The organism is Saccharopolyspora phatthalungensis, assembly GCF_014203395.1.
Lineage (GTDB): Bacteria > Actinomycetota > Actinomycetes > Mycobacteriales > Pseudonocardiaceae > Saccharopolyspora > Saccharopolyspora phatthalungensis.
In genome coordinates this window covers 1216230-1233348 of record NZ_JACHIW010000002.1, presented here as the reverse complement: position 1 = coordinate 1233348, position 17119 = coordinate 1216230, and the positions used below count along the sequence as shown (strand labels likewise).

Genomic DNA, 17119 nt, shown 5'->3' with positions numbered 1-17119 from the left:
TACGGAACAACCCCACCGGGCACCAGTCCCAGCCACGACGGAATCCGCCGCCCCGGCAACGTAACCTGCCGGTTGTGTCAGCCCAGTCCGGGGCCATCCCCGCGATATAAAGCCGAACCGGGGCTGTGGGCCGGATGTCAAGCCTGAAACCTCGAAGAGGCGGCCGCCAGGCCGGGCTTGACCTCCGGAACGCAGCCCCCATACTCCACCGATCGCGGGGATGGCCCATTCAACACGGAACCTCCCACGGCCCCAACCCCCTCGAAAAGCGCGCAAACCATGCCAAGCCGCCCGCGAACCATGGCAACACGGAACCTCCCACAGCCCCAACCCCCTCGAAAGGCGCCCATTCCCCCGAAAACGCGCCCGCGAACCAGGTCAACTCGGAACCTCCCACAGCCCCAACCCCCTCGAAAGGCGCCCATACCCCCGAAAACGCGCCCCCAACCAGGTCAACCCGAAACCCCCACGGCCCCAACCCCCTCGCTGCACGGCGATCCGGCGGATGATCAACGGTGGTCGCCGAGACGCCGACGAATAGCTGCGGCTACCGATCCGGTTCGCTGTGGTTGAGCCGGGTCAGACTGACTGGGCCAGGTAAGCCGCGATCCGCGCCGGCGTGGGGTGGTTCCACAGCAACGTCGCGGGTAGCGGCACGCCGGCATCCCGCTCCAGCCGCACCCGCAGTGCCGACGCCAGCAGCGAGTCCACCCCCGCCTCAGACAGCGCCCGGTGTGTTCCGACGCTGTCCGGTGGGACGCCGAGAACCGTGGCGACCGCCTGCACGACCACGTCCAGCAGGTGTTGCTCCAATTCGGCGCCGGTGAGGCCGTCCCAGGCCGCCATGTCGTGCGATGGTTCGTCGGTCGTGAGACCGGACAGCACCGACGGGCGCGAGCCGTTGTGGTCGCGGCGCACCCGGAGCACTGCGGTCACTCCTCCACCGGGGCGGCCTAGCACCCGGTCGAACGCGCGGAGCGCCTGTTCGGTCGTGATGTCGGCGGTGCCGCGAGCATCCAGTTCGACGTCGGTTGCGGATGCCGAGGTGGACATGCCCAGACCGCGCCAGCTCGTCCACGCGACGCTTGTCGTGCCGGGCCCGCGATGGGTAGCGAGTGCGTCGAGGAACGTGTTGGCCGCCGCGTAGGCCGCCTGGCCCGGTAGCCCGAGCAGCGGTCCGGCCGACGAGAACAGCACCAGGAAGTCCAGCGAATCCGTGGGGAAGAGCTCGTGCAGCACCAGGGCGCCCGCCACCTTCGGGCGCATCACCTCGGTCAGCTCGGCCCGTCCCACCGCACCCATTAGTCCACTATGGACCGTTCCGGCGGCGTGCACGACACCCGCGACGGGCGGTATCGGCAGCGCGGCCAGCGCGGCACGAGTGTCCTCGGTGGAGGTGATGTCGGCGGCCACCGGGAACACGGTGACCCCGGCTTGTTCCAGTTCGCGCACGGCGCGCCCGCGCGGGTCGGCGTCCCACTGCCGCCGGGGCGGCAGGCCGGTGCGGCCGAGCAGCACCAGCCGACGCGCGCCCCGCTGCGCCAGATGCGCGGCGACCCGAAGGCCGAGGGCACCCAGGCCACCGGTCACGAGGTACGTGGCGTCGGGACGGCAGAGCGGTTGCGGTGATCCCGTGGCCGCCGGGGTGAGCCGGGGCGCGAAGAGCTCGCCATCGGCGATGGCAAGCACCGGTTCGGACCGGACGGACAGGGCACGGCCCACCGCTTCCACGTCGACGGCCGCCAAATCCTCAGGCAGGTCGATGGCGCCGCCCCAGAAGTCCGGGTGCTCGCTTGCGCCGACCCGGCTGACACCGTGCAACGGAGCCAGCGCGAGATCGGCTGCCGATTTCGCGGTGCGCAACCCCCTGGTCACGCACCACAAGCGCGGCTTGGGACCGGATAACGCGTCGATCGTGCGAGCCAGCTCGACCAGACCATCGGCGGCGTCGACCGGGCTCGTGTGCACCGGGGCGAACAGCACGTGCCGGGCGTCGGCGAGGTCGGCGTTCAGCGGGACGCTCAGTGCCGAGGCGAGCTTGGCGTCACCCAGGACAACCACGCCGGTCAGGGGCACCTGCCGGTCGGGCGCGGCGAACGGTTCCCATCGCAGGTCGTAGTTCAACTCGGGCAGCGAATCGGCGGGTTCGCCGTCGAGCTCGGCGTAACGCAGCCCGGTGAACCACGCGGTGCCCGAATCCCCGGCAATGTGGACGTCCACAGTGTGCGGACGTCCCGGATCGGCGCGCACGGTCACGGTCGCCGACTGCGGTGCCGGGCCTTCCCAGCCGCACGCATCGACGTGCGCGGGCATCCGCAACACCGGAGGGCCGTCGAACACGACGGACGCGAGCGACAACGCGGCGTCAAGCAGCGCCGTCCAGCCGTCGGCCCGCACCTGTCCGCGCAGCGCGCCGAGACCGCGCCGCAACTCGGTGAACTGCCAGTCGTATCCCATGTCGCCCACCCCCAGCTCTGCGAGCCGGGTGACGACGTGATCCAGTGAAAGGTCAGTATCGGCCTCCGCGTCCAATGCCGTGCCAACGCTGCGTTTGTCAATGAGGGCGCTGGTGTTGACCACCCAGTCGCCGTCCGCGCGGGATGCGATCCGCAACGCCGCGCCGTCCCGGACCACTCGCACCTCGCGTGCCGTCTCTTCCGGCACGGTCACCGGCGTGCGCAGCCGGACATCCCGCAACGCGGCGCACTCGCCCGCGGTGAGCAACGTCGTGATCAGCACCGCAGCGGGCACGATTTCAGTGCCGAGCACGGGATGCCGACCCGGATAGGGGCGCGTGCGCATCTCCAGCGTGGTCGGCCACACGCGGGTCGTCGTGCCGGGCAGGTCGACCGGCGCACCAAGCAGCGTGTCGGGTGGGAATTCGTCCGCTGGACCGGCCACCCAGTGACGAGTGTGCTGCCACACCACGCCGGGCAGGTGGGTAAACCGGCCGGACGCCTGCAACACGGTCCAGTCGGGGTCGACCCCCTGTCGGTAGAGCTTGCCCAGCGCGTCGAGCAGGCAATCGCGCTCGCCGCGGTGGCGGCGCAGGCTGGCGACCGCCATTCCCGCTGCTCCTCGGTCGTGCAGGATCTCGGTGATGGAGTGGCTCACCACCGGGTGCGCCGAGACCTCCAGGAAAAGCCGGTGCCCGTCGTCGATCGCGGCGTCGACGGCGTCGCGGAACCGGACCGGATCGCGCAGGTTCGCCGCCCAGTACGCGGCGTCCGCCATTGGCGCGGCGCGCGGGTCCGCCACCGCGGTCACGTAGCGGGGCACATCGCCGCGAGCGGGCACCAGGTCCTTGACGGCCTCGGCGAGCCGTACCGCGAGCGGTGCCATCTGGGGGGAGTGGAACGCGACGTCCGAGTCGACCCGCCGCACCACGCGACCCTCGGCTCGCAAGGCCGACGCGACCTCGTCGACCGCCTCCGGACTACCGGCGAGCACGGTCGAGGCGGGTGCGGCGGCGATCGCGGCCACCACGTCGCCACGTCCGGCGAGGAACTTCTCGGCCCGGTCGAACGACAAGTCCACCATTGCCATCGCCCCGCGCCCGGCGACCTCGACCAACAGCCGGGATCGCCGGCAGACCAGCGTCGCGCCCTGTTCCTCGGTCAGCTCACCGGCGACGACCGCCGCGGCGATCTCGCCCACCGAGTGGCCGATCACCGCCGCCGGGGTGATCCCGCGCTGCCGCCACACCGCCGCCAGCCCCACCTGAATCGCGAACAGCATGGCCTGAATCCGGTCCACACCCCCGAGGTCACCGGACTCCAGCACCGCACGCGGCTCGACCCCTAACTCGGCGCGGAAGACCGGGGCGAGCCGGTCGATGGTCGCGGCGAAAACCGGTTCCTCGGCAAGGAGTTCGCGGCCCATGCCCGGCCACTGGGCGCCGTGGCCGGAGAAAACCCACACCACGCCCGGAGCCGCTGCCACCGGCTCGGCGGGCTCGACCGCGCGCAGGCCGGCTATCAGGGATTCGCGGTCGGCAGCGGCGACCACCGCGCGGACCGGCAGGTGGGCGCGGCGGTGAGCCAGGGTGTGGCCGATGTCGGCGAGCGAGAGGTCGCCGACCGCGTCGGCCAGGCGCGCGGCCTGGGCCCGGACCGCGTCGGCTGAAGCACCGGACACCGGGTACAGGCGGGCCTCGGCCCGACCCGCATCGGCCGTGCTTGGCACCACGGGCGGCCGTTCCAGCACGACGTGCGCGATGGTCCCGCCATAGCCGTAGCTGGCCACCCCGGCGTAGCGGGACTCCAGCGGGCGTGTCGTGGTCACGACCTCCAACCCGGAGTCGGCCCAGTCGATGTCCGGTCGCAGCCCGTTATCCAGCACCGTCGCCGGGATCACCCCGGAGTGCAGCACCATCGCGGCCTTGATCACGCCGGCGATCCCGGCGGCGGCCTCGGTGTGCCCGATGTTGGGCTTGACCGCGCCGACCAGGCAACCGCCTTGGCCGAGCACTGTGGACAGGGCACCGATCTCGACGGGGTCGCCGGCCCGAGTGCCGGTGCCGTGCGCCTCGACGTACCCGACCTCGCGCGGGTCGACGCCCGCGTCGGCGTAGGCGGCGCGCAGCAGGTGTTCCTGCGCGGTGCGGGACGGGGCCATGATGCCCTCGGTCCGGCCGTCCTGGCGCACCGCGCCGCCGCGCAGCACGGCCCACACGTGGTCGCCGTCGGCCAGCGCGTCGTCGAGCCGCTTGAGCACAACGACGCCGCACCCCTCGCCTCGGCCGTAGCCGTCGGCAGCGGAGTCGAACGTTTTCGACGTGCCGTCCGCCGAAATGGCACCCGCCTCGTCGAGCACTGCGGTCAGGCCGGGGCCGGACATGATCATCACTCCGCCCGCCAGCGCCAGCGGCACCTCACCCGAGGCGATCGCCCGGCCGGCCTGGTGCAGTGCGACCAGCGACGATGAGCAGGCGGTGTCGACGCTGAGGCTGGGACCGCGCAGGTCGAGGGTGTAGGAGATCCGGTTGGACACCCCGCATTGAGACGCGCCGATCCCGGTCCACGCGCGGACCCCGGGAAGGTCCTCCAGCAGCCGCCTGCCGTAGTCGTCGGACCCGACCCCCAGGTACACCCCGGCGTCGGTGCCGGCGAGTGAACGCGGGTCGATCCCCGCGTGCTCCAGCGCCTCCCAAGCGACCTCCAGCGCGATTCGTTGCTGCGGGTCGAGTTGTTCGGCCTCGGTGCCGGAGATGCCGAAGAACGCGTTATCGAACCCCGCGATGTCGTCGAGAAACGCGCCCCGCGCGGTCACCCGCGACAGCGCGGCCGCATTCTCCCGGGAGCGTCGCCGCGCGGCGTCCCAACGTTGATCCGGCACGGTCCCCACGGCGCGGGAGCCCGACATCAGGAAGGAGAACAGCCTTTGCGGATCGGTCACCCCGCCCGCGAACCGGCATCCCATGCCGATGATGGCAACGGATTGACCCTGTAAACCGGAGGAGATTTCGTTCACTGTTCTCGCCAAAATTCGTGTGGTCGTGTGCTGGACGGCGTTCAGCACAGCAACCACACGCGCGTGCGCGCGTGAGTAGCCGCTACTCAATCCCTGGGTGATCGCGCGCACATACTCAACCCGCGGGATTGAGTACCCGCTACTCATGTCATGAGGGCGGCACGCGTGATCACCTTGGCCGGTGCGCACCGATGGTCTTTATCTCGCCGGTATCGGCGGCTACCTGCCCGACCGGGTCACCACGGAAGAGGCCGTCGCCCGCGGCTGGTACGAGGCGGCCGACCGGGACGAATCCGAGATGCGAGCGGTCGCGGTCAGCCCTTCGACGCCGGCGCCGGACATGGCGGTCACCGCCGGGCGGCGCGCGCTATCCCGGTGCGGCCACGAGCCGGACGACTTCGCGCTGCTGGTGCACAGCAGCACGCACCCGCAGGGACCTGAGGGGTGGTCGGCACCGCATTACGTTCTGCTGAACACGCTGAATCGGCCGATCCCGGCACTGGAGCTGCGCCAGGGTTGCCTCAGCATGCTGGCCGGCATCGAAGCGGCCTGGTACCGGCTGCTCGCCGACCCGGGCCATGACGCCGCACTCGTGACGACCGCCGACAATTTCTCCACGCCGCTGGCGGACCGGTGGCGGGCTTCGCGGCTGTTCCTGCTCGCCGACGGCGCGTCGGCCGCGGTGGTGTCGCGTCGCCACGGCTTCGCACGGGTGCTCGCGATGGGGTCGCTGTCCGATCCGAGAATGGAGGGACTGCACCGGGCGGGCGAGACCCTGTTTCCGCCCGGCGCGACCATCGGCCGCGGCCTGAACTTCCACGAGCGCAGCGAAAAGGTGCGTGCGCAGTGGGCGGCGGGCGAGGCTCCGCCGATCCTGCATTTCGGCGACCAGGTCGCCGAAATCACCCGGCGCACGCTGGCCGAGGCCGGGCTGACGATGGCCGACATCGGCCGCGTGTGCCACCCGGGGTATGCCCGCGGCGCGCTGGACGCGATCTTCCTCGACCCGCTCGATCTCGACGACGAGAGCAGCACGTGGGAATTCACCAGCACGGTCGGACATACCGGCGCCGCCGATCTGTTCCTCGCGCTCGAACGGCTGTGGCGAGGCGGTGAGGTCCGGCCTGGCGACCGGGTCTTGCTGGTCGGTTCGACCACCGGCATGGAGGCCGGGTGCGCGGTAGTGGAGATCGTCACCGACGGGGAAGGGAACTGATGCTGGAGGGATGCACGCCGTGGCCCGAGCGGGTCGCGGCCGAGTACCGCGCGCAAGGGTATTGGCGCGGGGAGTCGCTCGGCGCCCTGTTGCGGACGGCTGCCGAGAAGTTCGGTCCGCGCACCGCGCTGGTGTACGGGCAGCGGCGGACCACCTATGCCGAGCTGGACGAGTGGGCCGACCGGCTCGCCGCCGGATTCGCCGGCCACGGGATCCGCCCCGGCGAGCGGGTGGTCGTCCAATTGCCGAATCTGCCGGACTTCGTGGCCATCTGCTTCGCGCTGTTCCGGCTCGGCGCCGTGCCCGTTTTCGCGCTGGCCGCGCACCGGCAGACGGAACTACGGCACCTGTGCGAGCTCAGCGGCGCATCCGTCTACATTGGACCAGCGGTGCACCGGGGCTTCGACCACCGCGAGCTAGGCCAGGCGCTGCGGGCCGAACTGCCGCACCTGCGGTCGCTGTTCGTTGTCGGCGAACCCGCCGGCGACGTGCTCCCATTGCCTTCCGCCGATCCGCTTGACCTGCCCGAGCCGGACCCGGCCGATGTCGCGTTCTTCTTGCTGTCCGGCGGGACGACCGCGCTGCCCAAGTTGATTCCGCGCACCCACGACGATTACGCCTACCAGTGTCGGACGGCGGCCGAGGTCTGCGAGCTGACCGCGGACGATGTCTACCTCACCGCCCTGCCGATCGAGTTCAACTTCGCCTGGGGCTGTCCCGGTGTGCTCGGTACGTTGCAGGCCGGTGGCACCGTCGTGGTCGCCGAAAGTCCCACGCCGGACCAGTGTTTTCCGCTCATCGAGCGCGAGGGAGTCACGGTCACGGCTCTGGTGCCGTCGTTGACCCAGATCTGGGTGGAGGAGGCGGCGTGGACGGCCTCGGACCTCGGCTCGTTGCGACTGGTGCAGGTCGGCGGCGCGCGGATGAAGCCGGAGTTCGTGCGCGGCATCGGCCCGGCGCTGGGCTGCACGCTTCAGCAGGTGTTCGGCATGGCCGAGGGGTTGCTCACCTTCACCCGGCCGCGCGGCTCGGCCGAACACGTCCTGGACACGCTGGGGCTACCGATCTCGCCCGGCGACGAGCTGTCCATAGTGGACGAGGGTGGTGCGGTGCTGCCGCCGGGCAGCACCGGCGAACTGCTCACCCGGGGCCCGTACACACTGCGTGGTTATTACCGCGCGCCGGAACACAACGCGCGGGTGTTCACCGCTGACGGCTTCTATCGCACCGGCGACCTCGCCCGGCTCACCGAGCGCGGTGAGCTCGTCATCGAGGGCCGCATCAAGGAGATGATCATCCGGGGCGGTGACAAGATCTCCGCCGGCGAGGTGGAGGCATACCTCGTCGAGCACCCCGCGGTCGCCACCGCAGCGGTGATCGGCGTGCCCGACGAGTTCCTCGGCGAACGCACCTGCGCCTATGTCGTGCCGCACGGCACCCCGCCCACGCTTAACGCGTTGCGCGAGGCGATGTTCCGGCGAGGTGTCGCCGAGTACAAGCTGCCCGATCGGCTGGAGCTGGTGGACGCCTTACCGCTCACACCGATCGGGAAGGTCGACAAGAAGGCACTGGTCGCCATCAGGGAACTGGCCGCTATCAGGGAGGAGCGCGATGAGCATCAGTGAGGCCGAGCTGCGCGACACCGTCGCGGCGGTATTGGGAATGCGACCGGACGAAATCGCCGGGGACGCGAATCTGGTGCAACTCGGACTGAGCTCACTGGAGACGATGCGATTGGCCAGCCGGTGGCGCCGGGAGCGGCGGCAGGTGTCGTTCGCCGCGCTGGTCGGGCAGCCGACGCTGAACCAGTGGCTCGATCATCTCAACGGGAGGTAGCGTGCCGGTTCTGCTTGTCCAGGACGGGTGCGTATACACCGCCGATGCGCAGGCCCGCGTGCTGTCGCGCGGGTGCGTCCTCGTTGTCGACGACCGGATCGACGCGGTCGGCACCGCCGATGAGGTCGGCGCCGCCGTCGCGGCACTGCCCCCGGACCGGCTGGCGGAGCTGACCGTGGTCGACGCGAGCGGCATGGCGGTGCTTCCCGGCTTCGTGAATCCGCACTGGCACGAGACTTTCGCGTTGCGACTCACCAACCAGAACGCCTTGCGCCCGGTGTCTGACCGAGACGACGTCGGCGGGCCGCTCAGCGGAGGCGGCGACCCGTATGACGTGTCGGCATCATTCGACGCCTCGGCAGAGCTCGCCGAGCGGCTGACCCCGGGCGAGGCAGAGGCCATCGCGCGCTATTCGATGTGGACGCAGCTGCGCTGCGGCGTGACGACTTTAGGCGACACCGGCTCGGTCAACCGGCCGGAGGCGTTGGCAGCCGCGGCGCGGTCACTCGGCATGCGCTGCGCGATCAGCCTGTGGACCGGCGACGCGGTGTGCACGCCCGATTCCCGCGCCCCGGTGCGGACCAGGGACACCGAGATGCTGTTGGCGCGCACCGAAGATGTGCTGCGGCTCGCGGCCACCGATGCCACGGGTTTGCTGCACGCCCGTCCGTCCGCGATCTACCTCACGAACATGACCGACGAACTGGGCGCGGCGCTGGCGGGGCTCGTCGAACGATACGACGTGCCGTTCACCACGCATGTGGCGGCGCTGCGCGCCGAGGCGCGCGCGTTGCGCGAGCACTTCGGGCTGACCGGAATCCGCCGACTCGCCGAACTCGGGTTGCTTACCGACCGGCTCATGGCGGTGCACTGCGGGTTCGTCGACGACGAGGAGCAGGAGTTGTTGCTCGGCGCGGGCGCGTCGATCACCATCTCACCGGCCAAATACGGCTGCACCGGCGAAACGGTGTTGACCGAGACAAACTCGGTCGCCGACCTGCGTCGCGCCGGGCTGGCCGTGTCGATTTCGACGGACGGATCGCCACTGCCGGCTCCCGGCATGGTCGAGGCGATGCGCGCCGCCTGGCACGGCTTCGCCGAGCGCTCCGGTGACCCGGCCGAGGTGCGGCCGACCGACGCGCTCGCGATGGCCACGCGCATTCCCGCGCGCGGCCTGCGCTGGGCCGGCATCGGGTCGATCGAGCCGGGCAAGCAAGCGGATCTCGTCTTGGTGCGCACCGACGACTGGCGTTATCTGCTCCAGTCACGACCGCTGGAAAGCCTGTTGCTGCTGGGCGGATCGCGGGACGTCGACACCGTGCTGGTTGCGGGCCGGGTCGTGGTGTCCGACGGGCACGCCGTCGGTGCCGACGAGGATGCGCTGCGGTCGGACTACCTCGACGCGCTGGAGTCTTTCAGCTCGCGGTGTTTCGCGATCGAGGCAGGCCCGCTGATCCGCCGCGCCCGGCGGCGGCCAACGCCGCGGCGAGATCGGCACGCCGGGTGATGCCAAGCTTGCCGTACGCCCGTTGCAGATGGTTCTCCACCGTCCGCACGGAGACCACCAGCAGTTCGGCGATCTCGCGGCTGGTCAGGTCGGCCGCAGCGTACTCGGCGACCTCGCGTTCGCGCGCTGTCAGGTTGTGCGGACCGCTTGCGCACGGCAGGGGCGGGTTGGCTCGCGGCGGCCGACGTGCCGGAGCACGGCTCGTGGCGGTCGTGACGGTGCCCGCGTCCAATTGCCCAGCCGCCGCGAGCTGCGCCCGCAACCTGCGAGCGGTGAGTTCCGGCATGGCGGCGGCCACGACCTCGGCGCACAGCGGGACGGTCAATCGCACGTGCACCCCGCCAGACGCCTCGTCGACCGCGAGTACTCCGCGCCGGTTGAGCGATTCGGCGGCGTCCACCAGGCCCGGCACCGCGTCGAGGCACAGGGTTCCGGCGAGAGCGACCAGCTCGACCAGTTCGGTCTCGTCGGCGGTGAGCCGTCCCAGCCGCATCCGGACCACGGCGGTGAGCCTGCCGTCGGCGCAGGACAGCCCGGACCAGCGCCATACTCCGTCGGTGTAGTGCAGACTCCCCTCGACGACGGCGTGCTCGGTGAGCTCGCGTAACAGCATTGCGTTACCCGCAGTGAGCATCCCCATGCCGCTGACAGCCGCGTCGTCGACCTCCGCACCGAGGCGTGCCCGCAGCACCTCTGCGATCTGGCTGTGGTTGAAGGGGCGCACCTCGATCCGCTCGGCGAGCCCGTCCAGCCATAGTCTGCAGATCCCTTCCGGTGCCCACACGTCCTCGCACACGGTCGCCACGACACGGTTGCGCTCGGCACGCACTAACTGATGCAGATGTGCGGCGACATCCGGGTCTAGTTGATCGGCGTCGTCGATACCGATCATGTTGCCCGCAGTAACGGGCAGGCGCTTGAGGTATCCGAGGGTGCAGGACGGCAACAGCGCGGTGTGGTCCCCGGCTCGGTCGAGCGCGGCCGCCAGTAGCGCGCTACGCCCGGTTCCCCGTTCGCCGGTGAGTACGACGCCGCGTCCCGACGTGAGCGCGGCCCGGATCTGCTCAAGCTCGGCCTCGCGCCCCGCGAGCGGCCACCGCGGGCGTTGCTGGGTCGGGTCGGCCGTCTGCAGTGCTGGACCGCCTCGGACGTCCGATTCCCAACCCTCCCGCGACCGCGGTCGCATGGCGCGCGTCACCTCACCCCCCATAACAGCTCTCCACGATTAGGTGAGCCTAATTAGTGGGTATGTCGCCCACAAGGTGCATTAGGCCACGTTCGGCTACCTCAACGTGCTTCATCAAGCTTGATCGGGCGCGAGAGGAGCGTTGAACAGTGCTCACCCTTTAGTCGCGCGGCGGCGAGCGGCGCGCTTGCGCAATGCCGGCAACCGGGCCTGTGCGCCGTCCAGCGCGCGCCGCATGCAGTAGCGATAGAAGTGGGCGTCGTGTGCTCTCAGGTAGTCCATGTTCTTCGAGCGATCACGCAGCCATTCTGCCATCGTGGCCAACCCCGGCCGGTCCGACTCCTGGGCGATGTCGACCAGCCGACGAGCGCGTTCGAGCCGCTTGTCCGGCGCGCTGTTGCGCTCGTCCTCCGCCGCGATGAGGCTGAAAGCGGTGTTCGAGAGGTAGTTGAAGATCATCGGGGCTTCGGTGCCGAATCCGGCGCGCCGCAGGGTCTCGATCCCCGCATCGATGATGCCGTGCGAGTCCACCACCGGACCGAACACCAGGATCTCGCGGGCGACACCGTGGTACTGCAGCGCGACCTTCCGAATGTCGGTGAACAACGTGCTGAACCAGTCTCGCCAGGAAAGGTCCGCGGAGGGTAAGGGGATCTGCGCGAGCACCTTCCGCGCGACGGCCTGCACGATCTGGCTGCGATCACCGACATGGTGGTAGACAACTGCCTGCGCGACTCCCACCTCCGCGGCGAGCGCACGGATCGACCAGCCGTCCAGACCGTGGCGAAAGGTCAGGCGCACGGCGGCATCGACCACCTCGTCGGGAGTGACCGGCGGCAGCCCCACAGCAGCGCGGGAGCGAGGAGGGGTAGACATCACCTCCAGAGGATATGGGCGGTTCACGGCGATGGCACCGCCCGCGCCCAGCGACTGGGACGGCATCCGGCCCGTATGATCAAGGTTCGCAAACCGTTTCGCTGACGAGAAACGCCTTGGCAATCTCGTCGCTCGTCAGACCGCCGACCACCCGCCGGATCTCGGTCTTGAAGCCCGGGCCGGTGATCGGTGTCCCCACAGACCGGCAGGGCCGAGTTTCTGATATGTGATCCAAAGTCGCGCCCATCATCCGGCGGTGGTTCCCGGGTGTCCGTGTCCCCGCGGCCGTCAGCCGCGCCACCGGGACAGCACGGCATCGGGATCGGCGCTTGCCGCGCGGGCGTTGGTACCCGGAAGGGTGCTGGGCGTACGGCTGAAGCGAGGAGCCGGTGCGGCGTGGACCTCCTCGCCGACGCGGACGTAGGTCGGCCGGTCCGAGAACAGCGGGTCGGCCAGCGCCGACTCCACGCTCGCGACGGGAGTGACGCAGGCATCCCGCTCCCGGAACGCCTCGGTCCACTCGGCCAGGGACCGTTCGCCGATCGCATCGGCGACGCGCTTCTTCATGGCCGGCCAGGTATCCCGGTCGTACTGATCGGGGACATCGGCGAGTCCGAGCACGGCGATGAACTCGCGGTAGAAGCGCGGTTCGACAGCGCCGACGGCCAGGTGCCCCCCGTCGCAGGTCTCGTATACCTCGTAAAACGGGGAGCCGGTGTCGATTGCGTTCGTGCCGGGTGGCTCCCGCCAGGAGCCGTTGGCCTTCCAGCCGAGCACCGAACTCATCAGCAGCGCGGCGCCGTCCACCATCGCCGCGTCGACCACCTGTCCCCGGCCCGACTTGCCCCGTTCGACGAGGGCCGCGAGCACTCCCGCGAGCAGCAACATACCGCCGCCGCCGAAGTCGCCCACGAGGTTCAGGGGTGGCGTGGGCCGTTCACCACTGCGTCCGATGGCGCGCAGCACACCATTGGCGGCGAGGTAATTGATGTCATGTCCCGCCTCGTGCGCCCGGGCGCCGTGCTGCCCCCAGCCGGTCATGCGCCCGTAGACCAGGGCAGGGTTGTCCGAGGTGCAGATCTCCGGCCCCAGCCCCAGACGTTCCATGACCCCCGGGCGAAACCCTTCGAGCAGGACGTCGGCGTGTGTGATCAGGGCACGTGCGGTGTGCCGATCGGTCTCGTCCTTGAGGTTCAGCTCCACCGCCGGACGCCCGCGCCAGATCGGGCCAACGTGATCATGAGGGTCCTCGGAGTTGCGTGGCGGGGCATCGATCCGGATCACCTCCGCGCCCATGTCGGCCAGCATCATCGCCGCGAACGGCACCGGTCCGAGTCCCGCCATCTCGACGACCCGCAGCTGATCCAGTGTGCCCATCGATCCTCCCATTGCCGCAAGACTTGATAATGTATCAAAAAAGCGGCAAGCTTACCGGCGTCGCACCTGAACCTGGTCGGCACCAGGCCGGCATGCGATGGGTACAACAAAGGGAAGGAACCAGCGGGCCGCCGGAGCATCGCCTTATCCCGTTGCGGCGTGGCGGTTCCCGGGCGCGTGGCAAGCCTCGTATCAGGACTGCCCGCACCCTTCCCTGGGTGCCGTCGCTTGCATGTAGTCGTCCCCGACGTCGAGGACGAGGAGGAATGTCATGTCTCCCAGACCCAGCGCCACGACCTGTAGTGAGTTGATCCGCGCGTGGGCTCGGTACGCGCCCGAGGATGTCGCGTTGACCTTCGAGGGCGTGCACACCACCGTGGCGGAATTCGATGGTGAGGTCGACCGCTGGGCCCGTGCGCTCCTGGCGGCAGGTGTGCAGCGGGGTGACGCGGTGTCCATCCTGTGCGGCAACCATCCCGACTTCCTGCGGCTGTCCTTCGCGGCGGCCCGGGTCGGCGCGCACCTCGCGCCGCTCAACACCTGGCACAAGCCCGAAGAGCTGCGGTACACGCTCGATCACTCCGACGCCGTCGTACTCCTCGCGGTGGACCGTCTGCGCAACCAAGACTTCAACGCGGCTCTCGCGACGATCATCCCCGAGTTGACCTCGGCACCCGCGCCGGACCGGTTCGGCAGGTTCCCGTCCCTGCGGCAGGTGGTCGCGCTCGGTTCCGCGCTGCCGCGTGCGACGCCACTCGGGGAGTTTCTTCGTCGCGCCGACGAGGTCGGCGACGCCGAGCTGCATGCACGTGAAAAGCAGAACGCCCCGGATGACCTGATGTTCCTCTTGTACACCTCCGGCAGCACCTCGAAACCCAAGGCGGTGCAGATCCATCAGGGGCCGTTGATCGAGAACGGCTACCAGATCGGCGAGCGGCAGGGCATCGAACCCGCCGACCGCAGTTGGCTCGCCACCCCCTTGTTCTACGGTCTCGCCGCCGAGCAAGCGCTCATGGCGGCCTGGACCCATCGCGCGAGGGTCGTGCTGCAGGAGGTCTTCGACGCCCCGGAGGCGTTGGAGATTCTGGCCCGGGAGCGGTGCACGGTGTACTACGGATTCGGGAACCTGACGCGGAAACTGCTTGCGACACCGGGGTTCGACCGCTCTCGTATCCACCTCCGCAAGGGCATGATCGGATTCTCCGTCGAAGACCGCCAGCTCGCCATCGACCGGCTCGGCGTGACCCACGGCGTGAGCGTCTACGGCATGACCGAAATGTACGGCCTGGTGGCGCTGACGCAGCACACCGACACCCGCGAGACCGTACTGTCGACACAAGGTTTTCCGCTTCCCGGCAACGAGATCCGCATCGTCGACCCGGACAGCGAGACCCCGCTTCCCCAAGGGGAGATTGGGGCGATCCAGGTCCGCGGCCGCGTGACGACTGGATATTTCAAGGATTCCGACCGCACCAAGGCGTCCTTCACCGGCGACGGCTTTTTCCGGACGGGAGACCTCGGCTCGTTGGACGCGGAGGGCCGGCTCGTCTATCACGCGCGGGCGACCGAGATGCTCAAGCCCGGTGGCGTCAACGTCGCCCCGCAGGAGATCGAGGCACTGCTCGACGAGATCCCCGGAATCCAGCAGGCCCACGTGTGCTCCGTCCCCGACACCAGGGACGGTGAGGTCGTGGTGGCCTTCATCGAGGCCGACCCCGAAGCCACCCCGCCCGAGCTGATCCGCGAACGGATGCGTGCACGCGCGGCGTCCTACAAGGTCCCCCGGCACTTCATCTACCGCAGCGACGCGGAAATGCCGCGCGTTGCCAGCGGAAAGATCCCGCGCCCGCTCCTGCGCGAAGAAGCGGCGCGCGTCCTGGCCGCCATTCCGGCCGGTCCCGCATCGGGGGTGTCCTCATGACCGCCGCATCGACGCCGAGCACGGGCGTGCGGCTTCCCGAAGGCGCGCGTTTCCTCGCCCAGGGCCTCGGGTTCACGGAAGGCCCGGCGGCGCTCGATGACCATGCGGTGCTGGTGGCCAGCATCAACCGCGGTCACGTCTACCGGGTCGATCTCGACGGCTCCGGCGCAGAGCTCGCGGTCGAGACCGGAGGCGGCCCGAACGGGATCGCCGTCGGCAGCGCCGGAGAAGTGCTCATCGCCCAGAACGGGGCGACGGTCATGCCATCGCGGTCGACGCTCACGGCCGCCCCGTCGATCCAGCGATGGGCGGCGGGAACGTTGACGACCGTCGTGCCGGACGGCGTTGATGCGCCCAGCGATTGTGTCGTCGGCCCCGACGGCAGATTCTGGTTCACCGACCCGCCAGACCACTCGCTGGACGGCACCCCGGCCCCCGGCCGGCTGCTGTCCTGGGACGCCACCACCGGGGACCTCCACGTCGAGCGAGACGGGCTGTTGTTTCCCAACGGGCTGGCCTTCGACGCCACCGGTGAGCGGATCTACGTGGCGGAGACGGCACCCGGCCGGATCACCAGATTCCGGCTGACCGCACACGGTTGCCAGCCCGACGGGTGGTCGGTCGAGCTGCCTCATGGCAAGCCGGACGGGATCGCCGTCGACGTGCGCGGCTGGCTCTGGGTCGCCGGCAGCGTCGGCGGTAATGTCATGGCCTTCGATGCACGAGGCGATATCCAGCAGGAGATCCGGTTCGGGACCGGCTCACTGGTCACCAGCGTGTGCTTCGCCGGGCCCGGGCTGGACACCTTGGTCGTGACCGCGGCCAAGGGCGGGTCGGTGATCGCCCTTCCCGCCCCCCATCCCGGTCTCGCGTTGCCCGGGCTCGCCCTGTCCGCCCGCACAGCGAGGGAATCGAGCTCATGACAACCGACCCACGCGCGCGCCTCGAACGGGTACTCGGGCCGCTCTCACCGGCATGGGAGGACCTGCTCGACCGCGACCCGGAGTTCGTCGAGGCGTTCGCCGGCTACCTCGCGGCGTGCCACGACGCCACCGTGCTGCGACCCCACATCCGTGAACTGCTCCTGCTGGCACACGACGCGACGATGACGGTGCTCGACGAGCGGGGAGTTGACCTGCGCATCGGCCGGGCCCTGGACGCGGGCGCGACCGAGCGCGAAGTCCTCGACGTCCTGGAACTGCTCACGCTGATCTCCACGCACAGCCTCACCACCGGGATTCCCCTCGTTCCGGTGGATGCCGAACCGCCGGCACCGGAGTCCACGCGAGGCGGCTACTGGGCTGCCTTCGAAGAACGATTCCCCGGCTACCACGCCCGCATGGCGGCTCTGATGCCCGAAGCCTTTGCGGCGTACCGGGGGTTGGGACGAGTGCTCTGGCGCTCCGAGGGCCTGCCGCTCAAGTGGCGCGAGCTGGTCTTCGTCGTCGCGGACTTGTCGACCACCCATCTCTTCCGCGACGGCGCCGCGCTGCATGTCGCAAACGCCCTGCGCTACGGCGCAACCCGCGCCGAGGTCGTCGCCGCGATCGGGCTCACGGTGCCTTACACGGCGCGCACCCTCGAAATCGGCGTCGCCGCACTCGCTCGGCGTCTCGGCGCACCGAAACCCCCACCGGCCTGAGACCGCACCCGACACCCCAGAACCGCTCCGCAGGATCTCGCATTTCAACAACCCCGGAGGCAACGATGCCGACACCACGGACCACA

Annotated in this window: 11 protein-coding genes; 7 read left to right on the top strand and 4 right to left on the bottom strand. The window is 69.9% G+C overall.

The features are described 5' to 3' along the window. Window positions 1-579 precede the first annotated feature (579 nt). Window positions 580-5472, bottom strand: a complete 4893-nt coding sequence (locus tag BJ970_RS31780; RefSeq protein WP_376775159.1) for a type I polyketide synthase — start codon at window positions 5470-5472, stop codon at window positions 580-582. 181 nt (window positions 5473-5653) lie between these two features. On the opposite strand from BJ970_RS31780, the gene BJ970_RS31775 reads away from it, so the two are divergent. From BJ970_RS31775 to BJ970_RS31760, 4 genes are read left to right on the top strand one after another with little or no spacing between them, the layout of a single operon-like run. Next, window positions 5654-6688, top strand: coding sequence for a ketoacyl-ACP synthase III family protein (locus BJ970_RS31775; protein WP_184731101.1), 1035 nt, complete (start codon window positions 5654-5656; stop codon window positions 6686-6688). Further along, entirely contained in the window at window positions 6688-8313 is a 1626-nt protein-coding gene (locus BJ970_RS31770; RefSeq protein WP_184731099.1) for a (2,3-dihydroxybenzoyl)adenylate synthase, read from the top strand. Before BJ970_RS31775 ends, BJ970_RS31770 begins: the two co-directional genes overlap by 1 nt. Continuing rightward, window positions 8300-8524 (top strand): phosphopantetheine-binding protein, encoded by a 225-nt coding sequence (locus tag BJ970_RS31765; protein WP_184731097.1) that lies wholly within the window; start codon window positions 8300-8302, stop codon window positions 8522-8524. Before BJ970_RS31770 ends, BJ970_RS31765 begins: the two co-directional genes overlap by 14 nt. A gap of 1 nt (window position 8525) precedes the next feature. Beyond that, window positions 8526-10031, top strand: coding sequence for an amidohydrolase family protein (locus BJ970_RS31760; RefSeq protein ID WP_184731095.1), 1506 nt, complete (start codon window positions 8526-8528; stop codon window positions 10029-10031). On the opposite strand, the gene BJ970_RS31755 is transcribed toward BJ970_RS31760, so the two are convergent. The 3 genes from BJ970_RS31755 to BJ970_RS31745 all read right to left on the bottom strand — a co-directional run bounded on the left by BJ970_RS31755 (window position 9940) and on the right by BJ970_RS31745 (window position 13470). Next, the gene (locus BJ970_RS31755) at window positions 9940-11217 is read right to left on the bottom strand and encodes a helix-turn-helix transcriptional regulator (protein ID WP_184731093.1); all 1278 of its coding nucleotides are present in this window, start codon (window positions 11215-11217) and stop codon (window positions 9940-9942) included. The two genes, BJ970_RS31760 and BJ970_RS31755, sit on opposite strands and share 92 nt — an antisense overlap. 153 nt (window positions 11218-11370) lie before the next feature. After that, entirely contained in the window at window positions 11371-12093 is a 723-nt protein-coding gene (locus BJ970_RS31750) for a TetR/AcrR family transcriptional regulator (RefSeq protein ID WP_184731091.1), read from the bottom strand. A 288-nt stretch (window positions 12094-12381) separates the two neighbouring features. Next, window positions 12382-13470, bottom strand: coding sequence for a CaiB/BaiF CoA transferase family protein (locus tag BJ970_RS31745; RefSeq protein ID WP_184731089.1), 1089 nt, complete (start codon window positions 13468-13470; stop codon window positions 12382-12384). A gap of 271 nt (window positions 13471-13741) precedes the next feature. Here BJ970_RS31745 and BJ970_RS31740 point away from each other — a divergent pair, with 271 nt between their 5' ends. Genes BJ970_RS31740 through BJ970_RS31730 form a run of 3 tightly spaced genes read left to right on the top strand, consistent with a single transcriptional unit; the run spans window position 13742 to window position 17033 of the window. After that, a complete protein-coding gene (locus BJ970_RS31740) occupies window positions 13742-15391 on the top strand; it encodes a class I adenylate-forming enzyme family protein (RefSeq protein WP_184731087.1) in 1650 nt (549 codons plus the stop codon). Beyond that, the gene (locus tag BJ970_RS31735; RefSeq protein ID WP_184731085.1) at window positions 15388-16314 is read left to right on the top strand and encodes an SMP-30/gluconolactonase/LRE family protein; all 927 of its coding nucleotides are present in this window, start codon (window positions 15388-15390) and stop codon (window positions 16312-16314) included. Before BJ970_RS31740 ends, BJ970_RS31735 begins: the two co-directional genes overlap by 4 nt. Next, a complete protein-coding gene (locus tag BJ970_RS31730; RefSeq protein WP_184731083.1) occupies window positions 16311-17033 on the top strand; it encodes a carboxymuconolactone decarboxylase family protein in 723 nt (240 codons plus the stop codon). The genes BJ970_RS31735 and BJ970_RS31730 overlap by 4 nt, the downstream gene beginning before the upstream one ends. Window positions 17034-17119: the final 86 nt, after the last annotated feature.

What these genes read in the sequence shown, in the direction of transcription:
- BJ970_RS31730 (WP_184731083.1), top strand. Translation starts at nt 16,311, where the DNA reads ATGACAACCGACCCACGCGCGCGCCTCGAACGGGTACTCGGGCCGCTC.
- BJ970_RS31765 (WP_184731097.1), top strand. Translation starts at nt 8,300, where the DNA reads ATGAGCATCAGTGAGGCCGAGCTGCGCGACACCGTCGCGGCGGTATTG.
- BJ970_RS31740 (WP_184731087.1), top strand. Translation starts at nt 13,742, where the DNA reads ATGTCTCCCAGACCCAGCGCCACGACCTGTAGTGAGTTGATCCGCGCG.
- BJ970_RS31750 (WP_184731091.1), bottom strand. Translation starts at nt 12,093, where the DNA reads ATGTCTACCCCTCCTCGCTCCCGCGCTGCTGTGGGGCTGCCGCCGGTC.
- BJ970_RS31735 (WP_184731085.1), top strand. Translation starts at nt 15,388, where the DNA reads ATGACCGCCGCATCGACGCCGAGCACGGGCGTGCGGCTTCCCGAAGGC.
- BJ970_RS31770 (WP_184731099.1), top strand. Translation starts at nt 6,688, where the DNA reads ATGCTGGAGGGATGCACGCCGTGGCCCGAGCGGGTCGCGGCCGAGTAC.
- BJ970_RS31745 (WP_184731089.1), bottom strand. Translation starts at nt 13,470, where the DNA reads ATGGGCACACTGGATCAGCTGCGGGTCGTCGAGATGGCGGGACTCGGA.
- BJ970_RS31755 (WP_184731093.1), bottom strand. Translation starts at nt 11,217, where the DNA reads ATGCGACCGCGGTCGCGGGAGGGTTGGGAATCGGACGTCCGAGGCGGT.